Origin of the sequence: Streptomyces sp. NPDC051740 (assembly GCF_044453165.1) — a bacterium.
Lineage (GTDB): Bacteria > Actinomycetota > Actinomycetes > Streptomycetales > Streptomycetaceae > Streptomyces > Streptomyces atrovirens.
Genome location: NZ_JBITCL010000004.1, coordinates 439,392 through 455,787 on the forward strand (window position 1 = coordinate 439,392; position 16,396 = coordinate 455,787).

At 71.7% G+C, this 16,396-nt stretch carries 13 protein-coding genes; 7 read left to right on the plus strand and 6 right to left on the minus strand.

The window, feature by feature from the left end:
* Window positions 1–197: 197 nt before the first annotated feature.
* Window positions 198–1,676 carry a cellulose binding domain-containing protein gene (locus tag ACIA6T_RS09900; protein WP_399446042.1) on the plus strand — a complete coding sequence of 493 codons (1,479 nt, stop codon included), beginning with the start codon at window positions 198–200 and terminating at the stop codon, window positions 1,674–1,676.
* A 471-nt stretch (window positions 1,677–2,147) separates the two neighbouring features.
* Here the strand turns inward: ACIA6T_RS09900 and ACIA6T_RS09905 are convergent, their stop codons facing one another.
* Window positions 2,148–3,179 (minus strand): LLM class flavin-dependent oxidoreductase, encoded by a 1,032-nt coding sequence (locus tag ACIA6T_RS09905; RefSeq protein WP_399446043.1) that lies wholly within the window; start codon window positions 3,177–3,179, stop codon window positions 2,148–2,150.
* A gap of 424 nt (window positions 3,180–3,603) precedes the next feature.
* Between ACIA6T_RS09905 and ACIA6T_RS09910 the strand changes: the two genes are divergently transcribed.
* Both ACIA6T_RS09910 and ACIA6T_RS09915 read left to right on the plus strand, forming a co-directional pair.
* On the plus strand, window positions 3,604–4,410 hold the full coding sequence (locus ACIA6T_RS09910; protein WP_399446044.1) for an alpha/beta fold hydrolase: 807 nt from the start codon (window positions 3,604–3,606) through the stop codon (window positions 4,408–4,410).
* A 5-nt stretch (window positions 4,411–4,415) separates the two neighbouring features.
* Complete coding sequence (locus ACIA6T_RS09915; RefSeq protein WP_399446045.1) at window positions 4,416–5,360, plus strand: TauD/TfdA family dioxygenase; 945 nt, start codon at window positions 4,416–4,418, stop codon at window positions 5,358–5,360.
* A gap of 76 nt (window positions 5,361–5,436) precedes the next feature.
* Here ACIA6T_RS09915 and ACIA6T_RS09920 read toward each other — a convergent pair whose 3' ends face one another.
* From ACIA6T_RS09920 to ACIA6T_RS09940, 5 genes are all read right to left on the minus strand, one after another.
* Window positions 5,437–6,273, minus strand: a complete 837-nt coding sequence (locus tag ACIA6T_RS09920; protein WP_399446046.1) for an ABC transporter permease — start codon at window positions 6,271–6,273, stop codon at window positions 5,437–5,439.
* 20 nt (window positions 6,274–6,293) lie between these two features.
* The gene (locus tag ACIA6T_RS09925; RefSeq protein ID WP_399446047.1) at window positions 6,294–7,232 is read right to left on the minus strand and encodes an ATP-binding cassette domain-containing protein; all 939 of its coding nucleotides are present in this window, start codon (window positions 7,230–7,232) and stop codon (window positions 6,294–6,296) included.
* 37 nt (window positions 7,233–7,269) lie between these two features.
* The gene (locus ACIA6T_RS09930; RefSeq protein ID WP_399446048.1) at window positions 7,270–8,472 is read right to left on the minus strand and encodes an alpha/beta hydrolase family protein; all 1,203 of its coding nucleotides are present in this window, start codon (window positions 8,470–8,472) and stop codon (window positions 7,270–7,272) included.
* Between the two features lie 114 nt (window positions 8,473–8,586).
* On the minus strand, window positions 8,587–9,849 hold the full coding sequence (locus ACIA6T_RS09935; protein WP_399446050.1) for a methylaspartate mutase: 1,263 nt from the start codon (window positions 9,847–9,849) through the stop codon (window positions 8,587–8,589).
* Window positions 9,846–10,241 carry a cobalamin B12-binding domain-containing protein gene (locus ACIA6T_RS09940; RefSeq protein ID WP_399446051.1) on the minus strand — a complete coding sequence of 132 codons (396 nt, stop codon included), beginning with the start codon at window positions 10,239–10,241 and terminating at the stop codon, window positions 9,846–9,848. Before ACIA6T_RS09940 ends, ACIA6T_RS09935 begins: the two co-directional genes overlap by 4 nt.
* 441 nt (window positions 10,242–10,682) lie before the next feature.
* On the opposite strand from ACIA6T_RS09940, the gene ACIA6T_RS09945 reads away from it, so the two are divergent.
* The 4 genes from ACIA6T_RS09945 (at window position 10,683) to ACIA6T_RS09960 (ending at window position 16,376) form a co-directional block, all read left to right on the plus strand.
* On the plus strand, window positions 10,683–12,440 hold the full coding sequence (locus ACIA6T_RS09945; protein ID WP_399446052.1) for a fatty acyl-AMP ligase: 1,758 nt from the start codon (window positions 10,683–10,685) through the stop codon (window positions 12,438–12,440).
* Window positions 12,441–12,561: 121 nt separating this feature from the next.
* Window positions 12,562–14,253, plus strand: a complete 1,692-nt coding sequence (locus ACIA6T_RS09950; protein WP_399446053.1) for an acyl-CoA dehydrogenase family protein — start codon at window positions 12,562–12,564, stop codon at window positions 14,251–14,253.
* Window positions 14,250–15,977 (plus strand): acyl-CoA dehydrogenase, encoded by a 1,728-nt coding sequence (locus ACIA6T_RS09955; RefSeq protein ID WP_399446054.1) that lies wholly within the window; start codon window positions 14,250–14,252, stop codon window positions 15,975–15,977. The genes ACIA6T_RS09950 and ACIA6T_RS09955 overlap by 4 nt, the downstream gene beginning before the upstream one ends.
* Before the next feature lie 111 nt (window positions 15,978–16,088).
* The gene (locus ACIA6T_RS09960; protein WP_399446055.1) at window positions 16,089–16,376 is read left to right on the plus strand and encodes an acyl carrier protein; all 288 of its coding nucleotides are present in this window, start codon (window positions 16,089–16,091) and stop codon (window positions 16,374–16,376) included.
* Window positions 16,377–16,396: the final 20 nt, after the last annotated feature.

Genomic DNA, 16,396 nt, shown 5'->3' on the forward strand with positions numbered 1-16,396 from the left:
AACCAGGAAGGCCGGAACCGAGACGTTCCGGCCTTCCGTGCGTGTGGTCCCTGCGAGGGGTGGCCATGCCGCCACACAAAGTGAGGGAAGCGCTTGTCAGTTGTGGCGGGACCGTGAAAAGCTCGGCCACTGCCGCGAGGTTTCCCCAACTCCACTGCCCTTATGGCGAGTTGCCTCGCTCGTGATGCGGGAGTCTCATGCCCGACCTGCCGAGCCCCCAGGACGCCGCCGAGACGGCGCTGTTCTCCGAGTGCTGGGACGCCGCACTCTCCTACGCCGACCTGTGCACGGCCGGGTCCGCCGCCGCGGCGGAACTGGCCCGCGAGGCCTTCGCGCAGGGCATACGGGAGCTGCGCGAGGCCGAGTCGGGCACCGTCCGCGGCCACGGCCGCCGTTCCACCCGGCTGCCCCGGATACCCGTGCTGCTGACGGCGGTCCGCAGCACGGCCGCCGCCTGGGAGGACGCGGGGCAGGGCCACAAGCTCGACCCCGATCTGCGGCTGTGGCTCCACTCCGAGCAGGCCGCCCGCTACACCGGCCCGCCACTGGACCGCCCGGTCGCCCTGCGCGGACTGCGCGATCTGCAGCCGGCGGACGCCGAACTGCTCTGGCTGGCCGAGGCGGAGGCCCTGCCGCTGCCCCTGGTGGCCCGCCGGCTCGGCCTCGACCCCGCCACCGCCGCCGGTGAACTCGCCCAGGTCGGGCGCCTGTTCCGGGACCGCTGCCACCGCAACCACCTCGACTCGCCCCTGGACGCCGAGTGCCGCAGCTACGCCCGGCTCCTCGACGCCGTCACCCGCTCGCCCGCCGCGGACACCCCCGCCGACCTCTCCCGCCACCTCGCCACCTGCCACCGGTGCGCCGAGGCCGCCGCCTGTCTGCGGCTGCACGGCGGGGGACTGCCCGGCGCGCTGGCCGGCGGGGTGATCGGCTGGGGCGGCCTCGCCTATCTGGAACGCCGCCGCCGCGCCGCCGAGGTACGGCTCGGGGCCGGACGCCCGGACCGGCCCGACCCGGATGGTGGCGACCCGGCGGACGGCACGGCCAGGACGCGCGTCGCCCGGCACGGTCTGCTGGTCGCCGCCCTCCTGGTCTCCCTCCTCGCGCTCGCGGTCTCCCTGATGCCGTTCGGCGACACGGCCGAGGAGAGCGCCGAACGCCCCGACGCCGACCGGCAGCCGGTGGCCGACCCCGGCCCCTCCCTGCCCGCCGCACCCACGGCCTCCCCGGAGACCCCGCCCCCGTCCGCCGAGCCGTCCGCCGAGCCGTCCGCCGGGCGCACCCCGGAGCGGGAGGACCCCGACCCCGAACCGCAGGGCACCTCCTCCGCCACCGCCACCGCCTCCGCCGACGCCGAACCGGCCGCCTGCCACGCCGACTACGACCTGGTCAACCAGTGGCCCGACGGCTTCCAGGCCACCGTCACCGTCACCACACGCGACCCCCTCGACTCCTGGCGCGTCGGCTTCACCTTCCCCGACGGCCAGCGGATCACCCAGATGTGGGACGCCTCGCTCGACCAGGACGGCTCCCGGGTCACCGCCACCGCCGCCGACTACGACAAGTCGGTCGCCGCCGGCGGGAAACTCGCCTTCGGCTTCCTCGCGTCCCGCGACGGCACGAACCACCCGCCGTCCGGCTTCACGCTCAACGGCCGCACCTGCGCGACCACGTGAAGCGGCACCACGCAAGAGGTGCGACGTCGTCACCGCCGACGGGACCCTCCGGACGAGAGCGGTGGCGGTCCGGCCATCCGTGGTCGCCTGCCGCTCGGCCGGCGCCGGCACCTCCACCCACTGGAGCCGGACCGCGCGGTCCGCCGCCGGTTCCAGTGGTGCGTGCAGCGTCAGTTCCCCGATGTGGGCACAGCCCACCTGTTCCCCGACCGGCCGCGCCGGGTTCGCGAGTGCCGCGCCGAGCGGATGCAGTTCCGGACGCCGCAGTCACTGCCCGGCCGATTTGAAGTCCGTCTTGAAAACAGAGCTGGAACAAAAGCCGGTCCATCGGCGGGGTTCTTTGCGGTTCGGATATTCCGTCGAATTGATGGCGGTTTTTCGCTTGCGAGACTTCGGTCGACCGAATCCGTAACGAAAGTCACGGGTGAATGCATGACGAAAGTCGGTTGACGGCGGATGCCTGCGGTGTGGTCACGCCCCGCGGTGTGCGGCGAGCGCCCGCAGCAGGCGGGTGCGGTTGCCGAACGGCATCACGATGACGGTGTCGGCGCCGGCGGCCTCGTAGCGGGCGAGTCCTTCCGTGAGGGTGCTGTCTGTGGCGGGCAGCGCGACCAGGTCGATCAGCTCGTCGGAGAGTTCGGCGGCGGCGCCGCGCCGGTCTCCGGCGAGGAAGCGCTCCTGGCAGGCGCGTGCCGACGCGCCGTGGCCGTAGCGGTCGGCGAGGTCGACGTAGAAGTTCTTCTCCCGTGACCCCATTCCGCCGAGGTAGAAGGTGATGAACGGGCGGATCTGGTTGCGTGCGGTGGTCAGGTCGTCGGCGAGCGCCATGGGCACGATCGGGGCGACGTCCACGTCCGAGCGGTCCCGGCCGGCCTTCCTGATGCCGCGCAGGAGCGGTGCCGTCAGTTCCTCGGCGTGGGCGGGGCTGAACAGGAACGGCAGCCAGCCGTCCGCCAGGGCGCCGGCCTGCTCGACGGTTCTGGCTCCGGAGACGCCCAGGTAGAGCGGCACCCGGCGGTCGGCCGGCGGTGCCAGCAGCTTGAACGGCTGGCCCTGCCCCAGGCCCTGGCCGTAGGCGGGGATCGTCCACTGCTCGCCCTGGTGGTCGACCGGCTTGCCGCTCAGCGCCGCCCGGACGACCTCCAGGTACTCCCGGGTGCGGGCCAGGGGCCGGGTGAACGGCACGCCGTACCACCCCTCGGAGACCTGAGGGCCGGACAGGCCCAGGCCGAGCATGAACCGGCCGCCGGACAGGTCGTTCAAGGTGGCGGCGGCCGTCGCCACGGCGGTGGGCTGCCGGGCCGGTATCTGCAGGACGGCGGCGCCGAGCCGGATGCGTTCGGTGACGGCTGTCAGGTGGCCCAGCACGGAGACCGCTTCCTGACCCCAGGTTTCGGCCACCCACAGGGAGTCGAGCCCGAGCTCGTCGGCGAGCCGGGCGACTTCGATCTGCTCCTTGAGCCTGAACCAGGGCCAGTACGCGACGGCGACGCCAAGACGCATGGCTGCTCCTTCGTTGTTGTCGTTCGGGGCGGGAGTCGGGTGCCGCCGCGGGAAGGTGGGAGAGGGGTGGAACACCTGCGTCGGATCTTTCGGCGCGTGGATTCTACATTTGGCGCTGCTCCATTCGACAGCCAATTCCGCTCGGGATTCCAGAGGGGATTCGCCCCGTGCGCGACTTTGGTTGGACAGGTTGATGACGAAAGTGGCTTGACAGGGAATCGGGGTTTCGGAGGTGTGCGTTTCCGTGTCAGGCGAAATGTCTTGACGGTGGCTTGAAGATCCACTTAGGGTGCTGTGCGGAATATTGCAGCCGCGGGGGAGAGCTCAAGGGGGCGACTGATGATGTCCGCTCTTCCGGGAGTTCACGAGCTGTAACCCCCTCCGTCGCTTTGCGCCAGTACAGGGACACGAAGGGGAGGGGCAGATGGCGTGGGCAGCCGTGAACGGCATCCGGATGCACTACGACTCCGAGGGCACCGGGCAGCCGGTCGTCATGGTGATGGGCAGCGGCAGCCGTGGGAGGGTCTGGGACCTGCACCAGGTGCCCGCGCTCACCGCCGCGGGCTACCGGGTCATCACCTTCGACAACCGGGGGATCCCGCCCACGGAGGAGTGCGCCGAGGGCTTCACCGTCGAGGACATGGTGGCTGACACCGCCGCCCTGATCGAGCATCTCGGGATCGGTCCCTGCCTGCTCGTGGGCACCTCCATGGGCGCCCAGATCGTGCAGGAACTGGCGCTCGTCCGCCCTGAGCTGGTGCGCGGAGCCGTACTGATGGCGACCCGCGGCCGGTCCGACACGATGCGGCGTGCCCTGGCCGGGGCGGAGATCGCGCTGCACGACTCGGGGCTGCGGCTGCCTCCCCGGTACACCGCGGTGGTACGCGCCCTGCAGAACCTCTCGCCGCGGACCCTGGCCGACTCCGGCCAGATCTCGGACTGGCTCGATCTGTTCGAGATGTCGGCGCCGACCGGCCGGGGCGACCGCGTCCACATGGGGTTCTCGGCCATGGACGACCGGCTCGCGGCCTACGCGGGGATCGGCAGGCCGTGCCATGTGATCTCCTTCGCGGACGACTTGATCACCCCCGCCCATCTGGGCCGGGAGGTCGCGGAGGCCATCCCCGGAGCGACGTACGACCTCGTGCCGGACTGTGGGCACTACGGCTATCTGGAGGACCCGGACGCCGTGAACAAGATCATCATTGAGTTCCTGAGGCAGGAAGGATGACCCGCATGACCGATCTGGCCGGACTGCGTGCCTGGAAGCCCTTCGAGATCACCGCCGACGGCGGGCGGGGGAACCCGGAGACACTGACCGAACTGCTGAGCGGCCACGAGGACTTCGCGGGCCTGCTCGCCCGTGAGAAGGCCGTCGTGTTCCGCGGCTTCCACCTCACTGAGGAGACCCTGGACCCCGTCCTGAACCTCCTGCTGCCGAACCGGCTCGCCTATGTGCACGGCAATTCGCCCCGCACCAAGGTCGGTTCCAATGTGTACACCTCGACCGAGTACCCCCAGGAACTGACGATCTCGATGCACAACGAGCTGAGCTACGGCCACCATTGGCCCACCCGGCTCGTCTTCTTCTGCGCCACGGCGCCCGCCACCGGCGGTGCCACGCCGATCGTCGACGGGGAGCTGTGGCTCGCCTCCCTCGATCCCGAGGTACGCGAGGCGTTCGCCGGCGGAGTGCGCTATACACAGAACCTGCACGACGGCGTAGGGCTGGGCAAGTGCTGGCAGGAGACCTTCGAGACCACCGACCGGGGGGAGGTGGAGGCGTTTCTGCGTGGTGCGGATGCCGACTGGAAGTGGCTGCCCGACGGCACGCTGCGCATCACCCAGGTACGGCACTCCACGGTCACCCGCCCGGAGACCGGGGCGGAGGTCTGGTTCAACCAGTCCGACCAGTGGCACCCGGCGTCCCTCGGTGACGAGACGGCCGCCGAACTCGCGCAGATCCTGCCGGAGGAGGAGCTGCCGCAGTCGGTGACCTTCGCCGATGGCACCCCCATCCCGGCGGAGTACGTCCTTCAGGTGCGGGACCGGGGCCTGGAGAACGCCGTCGACGTGGACTGGCACCAGGGCGACCTGATGGTGATCGACAACATCGCCGTGGGGCACGGCCGGCGCTCCTTCACCGGTCCGCGCCGGGTCCTGGTCGCCATGACCGACTGACATGACCCACAGCGCAGGAAGGGGGCGGGACGCCCGCCGGGCGTCCCGCCCCCTTCCTGCGTACGTCCGCAGTGGGTCAACGGGTGAGCGGCCTGCGGAACCCGGCCACCGCCGCCCCCACGGCGACGGCCATCACCAGCAGGCTGGTGGCCACCGCTCCCAGCACGTCCCCGCCCAGCGGCCAGTCCAGCGCCAGCGCCCGGGTGGCGTCCACCGCGTACGAGACGGGGTTGACCACGGCCACCGCGCGCAGCCAGCCGGGCAGCGCGTCCAGCGGGACGTACGCGCTGGAGGCGAACATGAGGGGGAACAGGGCCAGACCGCTGACACTCTGCATGATCCGCGCGCTGCGCACCCAGGTGCCCAGGGCGATGAAGACCCAGGTCAGCGCGGCGATCACGAGGAGCGAGAGGGCCAGCGCCGCGACGATGCCCGGCATCCCGCCGGTCGGGTCGAAGCCGAAGAACAGCGTGGCGCACACCAGCAGCAGCACGGTCTGCACGGTGGTGCGCAGCACGTCCGCGACGGCGCGGGCGACCAGGATCCAGTGCAGCCCGACCGGCAGCGAACGGAAGCGGGTCAGCACCCCGTTGTCCATGTCCCGGATCAACTCGGCGCCGGAGCCGACGGCCGAGGTGATCCCGCTGGTGACCAGAATGGCCGGCATCAGGTAGTCGACGTAGTTCACGCCCGCCGGGAAGTGGTCCCGGGAGGCCATGCTGCCGAACACCTGGCTGAAAATGACCAGCAGGATCAGCGGCTGGGCCAGGCTGAGGACGACGAGCCTGCGGTCGGTGACCAGTCCGCGCAGGCTGCGCCCGGTCAGTACGGCGAACTGGGTGCGCGCGCTTGCCGGCTGCCAGCGCACGGGTGTCGCGGACCGGGCGCGGCCGGCGGGAACCGTGACAGTCATGGTGGTAGCTCCTCGGAAGGTCAACGGTCCACGTTCGCAGCGGACTTGGCGGCGAGGGAGAGGTAGACGTCGTCCAGCGACGGCTCCGACAGGGTGAGCCCCGTGACGGGCACCGCGGCCTCCTCGACGGCCCGGACGACCTGCGCGAAGTCGTCGAAGTCGGCGACCGGCACGCTCACCGCGCCCTCCTCCGGGGTCTGTACGGCCGCGAACCCGGACCGGCGCAGCGCCTCGGCGACCTTGACGGCGTCCCCGCGCCGGGTCGTCGACAGTTGCGCCCGCCGCTCACCCACCCGGGACTTCAGCTCGCTCGGTGTGCCGGCCGCCACCACGGTGCCCTGCGACAGGACGGCCACGGTGTCGGCGAGGCGCTCCGCCTCCTCCAGGTACTGCGTGGTCAGCAGCACGGTGGTACCGTCCGCGACCAGGGCCTCGACGGTCTCCCACAGCGAGATCCGGCTGGCCGGGTCCAGTCCGGTGGACGGCTCGTCGAGGAAGATCACTTGCGGCCGGCCGACGAGGCTCGCGGCGAGATCGAGCCGCCTGCGCATTCCGCCGGAGTAGGTGCGGGACAGCCGGCGCCCGGCCGCCGAGAGACCGAACACGTCCAGCAGTTCCTCGGCCCGCTCCCGGGCCTGCCGCGCACCGGCGCCCAGCAGCCGGGCGATCAGCACCAGGTTGTCGTATCCGGTCAGCTTCTCGTCCACCGAGGCGAACTGGCCGGTGAGACCGATGCATCCGCGGACGGCCCGGCTGTCGCGGACCACGTCATGGCCGGCCACCGCCGCGCTCCCGCCGCTCGGTGGCAGCAGCGTGGCGAGGATGTTCACGAGCGTGGTCTTTCCGGCGCCGTTGTGCCCGAGCAGCCCCAGCACCGTGCCTTCCGCCACCTCCAGACTGACCCCGCGCAGGGCGTGCACCCCGTCGTAGGACTTGGTGAGGTCCGTTGTGCTGATCATCGATGCGGCCATGCATTCCCCCGTCGGTCCGGCCGGTTCAGCCGCCCGAGCGACCCGGGCGGAGCAGGTGAAGATCGAAGAAGTCGGTGACGATCGCGCGTTCGCGGTTCACCACGGACTTCGGGGCGGCGGTGCCGATCAGCCGGGCGGTGCGCGGCTCGGGCAGCCCCGCCCGGCCGCGCAGTTGCGGCAGCAGCGCCTGGAAGTCGCTGAACGAGTAGTGCGCGGTGCCCTCCAGCCGGCGGATCGACACCGAGGCCGGCGAGCTGTCGTGCAGCCGGGCCGGCAGCGCCTGGGCGGGTGCCGCGGTGGACCCCACCATCAGGAACGGGCGGTCGAGCCCGCTGCGCACCAGGCGGTCCAGCTCCGGCCAGGAGCGCCGGGCAGGCGTCACATGGAACCCGTCGAGGTCGAGCCCCGCGTCGATCCGCGGATCGCGCGCCATGGTCTCGGCCGCGGTGATGCCGCCCGCCGAGTGACCGAACATGCCGATCCGGTCCAGATCCAGCTGCGCGCCCAGACCCGCGGGCAGCGCGCGCCGCGTGCCGGGCCGGGCGAGTGCGTCCAGGACGAAGGCGGTGTCCGCGGCGCGCACCCGCATGCGCCGGGCCAGCCCCTCGTCGGTGCCGGTGCCCGCCGTCACGGCCCGGACGATCCGGCCGTGCCCGAAGTCCACCCCGAGGGATTCGTAGGTGTGGTCCATCGTCACGACGACGTAGCCGCGGGCGGCGAGTTCCTCGACCAACATCGTGCCCCAGGAACGGGAGGTGCCCAGGCCGGGCGAGTAGAGGATCGTCGGCCGGGGCCGGGCGGGCTCGGCCGGCGGTGCGCCGAGGGCCGCGTGCGTCGTCACCGCGGACCAGTCGACCCGCCCCGTGGGCAGACCGAGGATGCGGGAGGCGGCAGCCGAGAAGTCCTCGGCGACGCCGGGGGACATCCAGCGGGCCAGGGGCCGTCCGGCCGTGTCGCTCGCCGGGTACCAGACGCTGACCATGAGCTCCCGCGGGCCGCGGTGCGTGAAGGGATCGGTCCGCTGCCGGTCGACCAGCCTGAGGTCCGCCCGGCCGACGGCGTACGGCCCTGTGGGCGCCGGCAGCCGGGGCACCACGGCGGCCGCCGGGTCGGCCCGGACGGTGCGGGGGGCGGGCGACGGAGGCCGCAGGCAGAGGCCGGCGAGCAGCAGTGCGAGGGCCGCCGCCGACAGGGCGGTGAGCAGGGGGAGGGGGCGACACAGGTTCATGTGTCCAAGATCCCCGCAGCGCGCCCGTGCCACCTCTGCGGAAGGGCATGACCTCCCCCTTCCGCTCGGCACGTATATGGCGTGCCGAAAGTGATCCGAACGGCGGGGTGTCCGTCATGAGTCGTACGCCCGCCGGACGAAGGTCAGGGAGTCCAGCAGCCCGGCCGCCGTCGTCGCGGGCGCGTTCCGCCGCCCGGCCGCTGAGGGCAGGGGCAGGCCGCCGGTGGCGGACCAGCGCAGCATCCCCCGGTCGTCGATGACGCTCCGGGTCCGGCCCTGGTTGTCCGGGTGCAGACAGAACGGCACGTCCAGCAGGCCCCGCTCGAACGCGAGGACCAGGGCAGTGCCCAGGTCCGGATGCAGCTCCCGGGCGGCGTGCACCAGTGCGCGGGCCTCCGCGTAGACCGTGCCGTCGGCCCCGTCCGGCGGCGGCAGCGGTTCGCCGGTGCGGCTGTGCTCCGCGGTGTGCGCGGCCAGTTCGAGCGCGGCCACGTTCTCGGCGATCGTCGGGATGCGATGTGCCTCGGCCGCGGTCTTCACGATCAGCCGGGCCGCTCCGGCCCGTACGGCGAGCCGGGCCGCGGACTCCAGCAGCCGCTGCGCCCCCCGTACCGTGCCGGGGTACAGACCCATGTACGCGTACAGGACGGTGTGCCATCGCATGTCGTACGGCAGTTCCTCGGCGGCCAGCCGGTGCAGCGCCGCCAGCGCCTCCGCGTCCTGCTCGGCGCTGGTCTGCTGGGTGTAGCTGAGGGAGACGCAGCGCAGGCCGTGCTGGGCGAAGAAGAGTCCCTCCAGCACGCTGAGCGCCACCAGCAGGCTGGGCGGGCACAGCTGGCCGAGCATACAGCCGCCGAACGACTCCAGATGCGGCTGCGTGTCCGGTCCGCCCGCCGAGGCCAGCAGCTCACAGCTCTCCGCCCAGTGCCGCACCGACTCGCGCAGCGGCGTACGGCTGTAGGGCAGGCAGTACGAGACGGGGCCGCCCTCGGTGGCGTGCAGGCCTGCCGCGATCAGTTCGGTGAACAGTGTCTGCGGGCGCGCGGATCCGTGGCGGACCTGGACCGGAAACGTCTCGTCCTGGACACCGTCGAGGAGGGCCCGGGTCGCCTCCGCCCCGTGCGCCAGCAGCGGATAGCCGTTGAGCGGCAGGTTCCGCGCCAGCGCGGTCCGGGCGGCGGCGAAGTCACCGACCCGGGTGTAGCTGTCCAGGGTGATGGTGCCCACGGTCACCCCCTCGGCCTGCCGGGTGCGTTCCAGACCGACGCGCATACGCGCCCGGCTGCCGAACCCCATCCGGGGCTGCACGACGAGCCGGCCGCGGGAGCGGGCCGTGGTCACGAAGGAGCCGAAGCCGTGGTCCGCCGCGACGGTCATGCCGCGGCCGCGCGGGGGCGGTTCAGGAAGAGCTCGAAGGCGCCGAGGTCCCCGTTGTCGAAGACGGCGTCGAAGCCGGCGTCCAGGAGACTGCGCGTGCAGCCAGCGTTGCGCAGCCCGTCCGTCCCCAGCTTGCCGCCGATCACCACCGGAAGACGGCGCAGATCACGCTGCTCCCTGACCGCCCGGATGGCCTCGAGTCCATCGGTGAACCCATGGCCGTTGACGCTGCTGAGGACGACGAGATCCGGTTGCAGTTCACGACAGGTGCGGGCGAGAAGGTCATTCGGAACGCAGGAGCCGAGATTACTGACCGTGTATCCACGCTCTTCGAGGAAGAGGTGTATATAGATTAAATTCCAGGTGTGCGCATCTGACGAGGTGCCAGACACCAGAACCGTTCCCCCCACGGCCAAAACATCCTCTCCAGTGAATGGTAGTTGGATGATCGTTCGGACAGTAGGCGTGCCTCCGTTGGGGTGTCAAGCGCAAGTCCGCTGACCTCGGCCGTCGTTAATCACTTGACAGGACGGGGTGTATTCAAGCCGTGTCGTGGGCCGTCGAGCAGCTCATGACCTTAGTTGGGCATGGGCTGACCAAAGTAGGTTGACCCGCTCCTGAGCAGGCGTTTGATACTGGCTGAAGTGGTGGCACGGCCCTTGTGAAGGTTGTCGTGAGGGGGTTGACTGCACCATTCAATGGTCCTTAGGGTCATGCGAGTTGACCTTGGTCATCGGCTGATCGTCAGTGGACATCAGGCCGATTGGGTTCGCGAGATCGACGAATGGTGGCCACATCAGGACGATGCGGCTCCGCGGGGGAGGATCTTGTAGATGCATGCCAATTTCACTGAAGCGGTCCGTAAAAACGTCGTGGATCGCAGTTCGAGTGCAGCGGTCACATTCCTATCCGATTTCGATGCCGATGACGGTCGAATATCCCTGACCTATGCGGAACTCGACCGAAGAGCCCGCTCGGTGGCCGCGGCACTGCTGAAACGGTGCGCACCCGGGGACCGTGCCCTGCTGCTGTACCCCGAAGGCCTGGAATTCGCGGCGGCCTTTGTCGGCTGTCTCTACGCCGGTGTCGTGGCCGTTCCGTCACCGCTTCCTGGCCGGTACCGCCACCATCAGCGCCGCGTTTCCGTCATCGCCGCCGACGCCGACGTGGCCGCGGTGCTCACCGAGAGCCGCACGCTCACGGAGGTCGGCGACTGGGCCGAGGCCTTCGACCGCGACCGCGACGCACTGCTGGTCACCGACACCCTCGACGAGCCCCCACTGGACGCGGAACTGCTGCCCCGGCTCGACCACGACTCCGTCGCCCTGCTGCAGTACACCTCGGGCTCGACGGGCAACCCCAAGGGTGTCGTCCTCACCCACGGCAATCTGCTGCACAACGCCGAGAGCCTGTGCGGCACCTTCGGCCTCGACGACGGATCCCGTTTCGGTTCCTGGATCCCGCATTACCACGACATGGGCCTGATGGGCATTCTGCTGCCGCCGCTGTATCTCGGCAGTTCCTGTGTCCTCATGAGCCCCACCACTTTCCTCAAGCGGCCGCACTGGTGGCTGCGCATGATCGACGAGTTCGACATCACCTGGTCCGCCGGCCCCAATTTCGCCTACGAACTGTGCGGCCGTCAGATCACCGACGAACAGCTCGCCGGTCTGGATCTGTCCCGCTGGAAGTTCGCCAACAACGGCTCGGAGCCGGTCCAGGCCGCGACCCTCACCGCCTTCGCCAAGCGCTTCGCCGCCGCGGGCCTGCGCACCGAAGCCCTCAACCCCTGCTACGGCATGGCCGAGGCCACCGTCTTCGTCAGCGGCTCCGGCCACCGCGAGCCGGTCGTGCTCCGCGTCGACGAACGGCGCCTGGCGAGCGGTGCCCTCGTGCCCGTCTCCGCGGCCGACCCCGGCCGGGACGTCGTCTCCTGCGGCTTCCCGCACGACTACGACGTACGCATCGTCGAACCCGACAGCCGCACCGCACTGCCCGAAGGGGAGATCGGTGAGATCTGGCTGCGCGGCCCGAGCGTCGGCCGGGGCTACTGGGACAACGCCGAGGCCACCGAGCGGACCTTCAACGGCACGGTCGCGGACGCCGCCCCCGGCACCGAGGGCGGCTATCTGCGCACCGGGGACCTGGGAGCCGTGCTCGACGGCGAGCTGTTCATCACCGGTCGGCTCAAGGAGGTGCTCATCCTGCGCGGCCGCAACCTCTACCCGCAGGACATCGAGTACGAGGCCCGCCGGCACCACCCCGAACTGCACGGCACGTTCGGCGCGGCCTTCACCGTGCCCGTCCAGGACGACGAGGGCCGCGAGGAGGAACTCCTCGTCCTCGTCCACGAACTGCGCGGCCGTCACACCGAGGACGAGCTGGAGCGGCTGGCCAGCTCCATTCGACGCACCGTCTTCACCGAGTTCGGTGCGCACCTGTCGGGACTCGCCCTGGTCCGCCGCGGCGCCGTACAGCGCACCACGAGCGGCAAGATCCAGCGTCTGCAGATGCGGGAGCTCTTCCGCGCCGGAGAGGTCTCCGCGCTCATCGCCAAGTTCGACCCGCGCCTGGAACACGCCACCGCGTAACCACGCAGCACGACCGGTCGGCCCACACACCGACCGGGTGCCGGACGACGAACAGTTCCCCGGGGCCGTACCCGGCCGGGGGGAGCCACACAACGGGGGATCCACAGTGCCGCACACTCCTGTGCTCAGACTCGATCAGTTCCTGCGCCGGTCCGACTCCGGTGACGGCGCCCTCAGCCCCGGCACGATGGCGGAGCTGGACCGCGCGGAGGCCTTCCCCGCCGAAGCCTGCCGCGTGCTCGACGACTTCGGCCTCGCCGCGCACTACGTCGACGCCCGCCACGGCGGTCTCCTCGGCGATCACGTCGAACTGGTCCAGCTCCTGCGCACCGTCGCCCGCCGTGATCTGACGGTCGCGGTCGCCCACGGCAAGACGTTCCTCGGCACCGCCCCCGTCCGGGTCGCGGGCGGCGAGCGGCAGGCGGCCGCGCTCGCCGCCGAGGTGCGCGCCGGCGCCGTGGCCTCCTGGGCCCTGACCGAGCGCCACCACGGCAGCGACCTGCTCGCCGGAGAGCTCACCGCCCGGCACACCGAGCGGGGATGGCGGCTCGACGGGGAGAAGTGGCTCATCAACAACGCCACGCGGGGCCGCTTCCTGTGCGTCCTCGCCCGCACCGGCGAACGGGGCGGCCCACGGGACTTCAGCCTTTTCCTGGTCGACAAGGACCGGCTGGCCCCGGGCAGCCACCGGTTACTGCCCAAGGTGCACACCCACGGGATCCGGGGCGCCGACATCAGCGGCATCGCCTTCGACGGAGCCGTCGTGCCCGACGAGGCGCTCGTCGGCGCGGAGGGAACCGGCGCCGAGACGGTCCTGAAGACCCTCCAGCTCACCCGCACCGTGTGCACCGCCCTCTCGCTCGGCGCACTCGACCACGGACTGCGGATCGCCGCCGAGTACGCGCTCGGCCGCCGGCTCTACGGCCGCAGGCTCAGCGACCTCCCGCGCGTGCGCCGCATCCTCGGCGAGGCCTGCGCCGGACTGATCGTCGCCGAAGCGGTCACCACCGTCGCCGCCCGCGCGATCCACACCCTGACCCCCGAGATGGGCGTCGTCGCCTCCGTCACCAAGGCGCTCGTGCCCACGCTCGCCCAGGACACCCTCGACCGGATCGGTGAACTGCTCGGTGTCCGCGGCTTCCTGAGCGACGGCACCTACCACGACGGCGCCTTCGCCAAGCTCGACCGCGACCACCGCATCGTCGCCGTCTTCGACGGCAGCACCGCCGTCAACCGCAGCCTGCTCATCAACCACTTCCCGGCCCTCGCCCGCGCATGGCGCCGCGGCACGGCCGACCGGGACGCCGTCACCGCGACGATGCCCGGCAGCCCGCCGCCGCCCTTCGAGCCGGACCGGCTGCGCCCGCTGTCGACCCGCGGCTGCAGCCTCGTACAGATCCTGCCCGAGGCGCTGGAACGGCTGCGAGCCGGTGTCCGTGAGGGGCAGCTGCCGCACGAGGTGTCCGTCATGGCGGACGAGCTCGCCGGCCTCGCCGAGGCGGTGCACGCCGGGATGGAGCACCAGGAACGCACGGTCCGAGACGTCCCGCAGTCCGCCTTCGACCTGGCCGCCCAGTACGAGCTGTGCTTCGCTGCCGCCACCCTGGCGCACCTGTGGCTGGACAGCGCCCGCACCCCGTACGACGGGGTGTGGCTCCGGGCCGGTCTCGCCCTTGTCCTCAGCCGGCTCGGCATCGCCGCCGACGAGACCCGGGCCGCCGCCTTCGACCTGCTGGCCGACCGACTGCTCGCCACCACCGACGGCACGCCGCCGTCCCTGCCGGCCCCCTACGCGCGGGAGGGCGTCCAGTGACCACGGCACCCACCACCGCCGTACCCGCACGGCTGCACACGCTGGAGTCCGCGCTCGGCGACCCCTTCGCAGAGGACAACCCGCTCGGCCTGCGCGCCGCACTCGAGGCCGACGAGCGCGGCGAGATGTTCGAGGCCGGGGAAGAGGCGCTGCACGAGTACGGCCTGGGCGCCGAGTTCGTGCCCACCGCGTTCGGCGGCCGGCTCGAGCGGCTCGACCACCTCGTGGAGATCATGCGCTCGCTCTACCGGCGCGACCCCTGCCTCGGACTGGGCTACGGCGCCAGTTCGTTCATCGCCGGCGTCAACCTGTGGACCGCGGGCGACGACGAGCAGTGCCGCCGAGCCGCCGAACTGCTCTGCTCCGGCCGCCGGGTGGCCGTCGCCTACCACGAGCTGGCCCACGGCAACGACATGGCCGGCACCGAGTTCACCGCACTGCCCGGACCCGGCGGTCTCCTCCTCAACGGCCGCAAGGAGATCATCACCAACGTCCAGCGCGCCGAGGCGGTCGTGGTCTTCGCCCGCACCGCCGAGCGCCCCGGCAGCCGCAGCCACTCCCAGCTCTTCGTCGACAAGTCGCGGGTCCCCGCCGGGCACATGACGTATCTGCCCCGCTTCCGCACCAGCGGCATGCGCGGAGTGCAGCTGGGCGGCATCGAGTTCCGCGACTGCCCGCTGCCCGGGAGCGCCGTCCTCGGCAGGCCGGGACAGGGCCTGGAGACCGCACTGCGCTCCTTCCAGGTCACCCGCACCACCCTGGTGTCGATGTTCACCGGTCTCGTCGACACGGCCCTGCGCATCACCGTCGACCACGTCAAGGGCCGCCGCCTGTACGGCCGTACGGCCGCCGACCTCGCGCACGTCCGCGCGGTGCTCGCCACCGCTTTCTCGGACCTGCTGACCGCCGACTGCTTCGCGACCGTGGCGACCCGCGCCCTGCACCTGGTGCCGGAACAGACCCCGATCCACGCGCAGGCCGTGAAGTTCTTCGTGTCCCAGGCCCTCATGGACGTGATGAACCAGCTCTCGGCCGTGATGGGTGCTCACTTCTACATCCGCGAGGGCGCCTCCGCCGCCTTCCAGAAGCTCCTGCGCGACATCCGGCCCGCGGGCTTCGGGCACGCGGCGCGCGCCGCCTGCCAGGTGTCGCTGCTGCCCCAGCTCCCGCTGCTCGCCAGACGGTCCTGGCTCGGCGGGACCGGCGCACCGGCCGAGCTGTTCCGGCCCGGCGCCGGCCTCCCGCCGTTCGACTTCCGCCGGCTCGCCATCAGCGCCGCCGGCCGCGAGAACCTGAGCACCTCGCTGGCCGCCGGGCTCGCCGCCATGCCGGACGGCACCGGGCCGGCGTACACCGCGCTGCGCGTGCACGGCGAGCACTTCGCCCGCGAGCTCGGCACCCTGGCCGAGGAGTGCACCGCTCTCTCACCGGCCGAGCTGTCGGTCGCGGCGAGCTCGCCCACCTACGACCTGACCACCCGCTACGTGAAGGTCCTCGTCGCCGCGGCCTGCTTCGAGACCTGGCGGCACGCCCAGGGGACCGGTGACACCTTCCTCGCCGACCCGGCCTGGGCGGCCGCGGCGCTGCACCGGCTGCGCACCCCGATCGGCACGCCCTCACCCCTGCTGCCCGACCACCTCCAACAGCCCCTGTGGGACGAACTGCTGGACCGCTGTGCCCGCTCGCATGGCCTCGGTCTGCTGCCCCGGCCGCTCGCCGGCTGAGCACACCCGACCCACCGTCCTCGGGCCCCGGCCCGAGCACGGCCGCGGGCCCGCCACGGCGGCCCGCGCCGATGACCGCTGTCCGACCGACATCCCGACGGGAGCCCCCCCATGTCCGAGAGCACCGCCACGAGCGCCACCGCCACCGACGACGACGACCTGCGCGGCTGGCTTGTGGAGCGCGTCGCCGAGCACCTGAAGATGCCGGCCGCCGACATCCGCTCCGACGTACCGCTGAGCGACTACGGCCTGGACTCGGTGTACGCCCTGTCCGTCGCCGCCGAGATCGAGGACCACCTCGGGTTCGCCGTCGACCCGACGATGATGTGGGACAACCCCACCGTCGACGCGCTCCTTGACGCCATCGGTGAGGAGCGCGCCCGCAGCGAGGCCGCCTGACCGGCCCACCGCACCACACG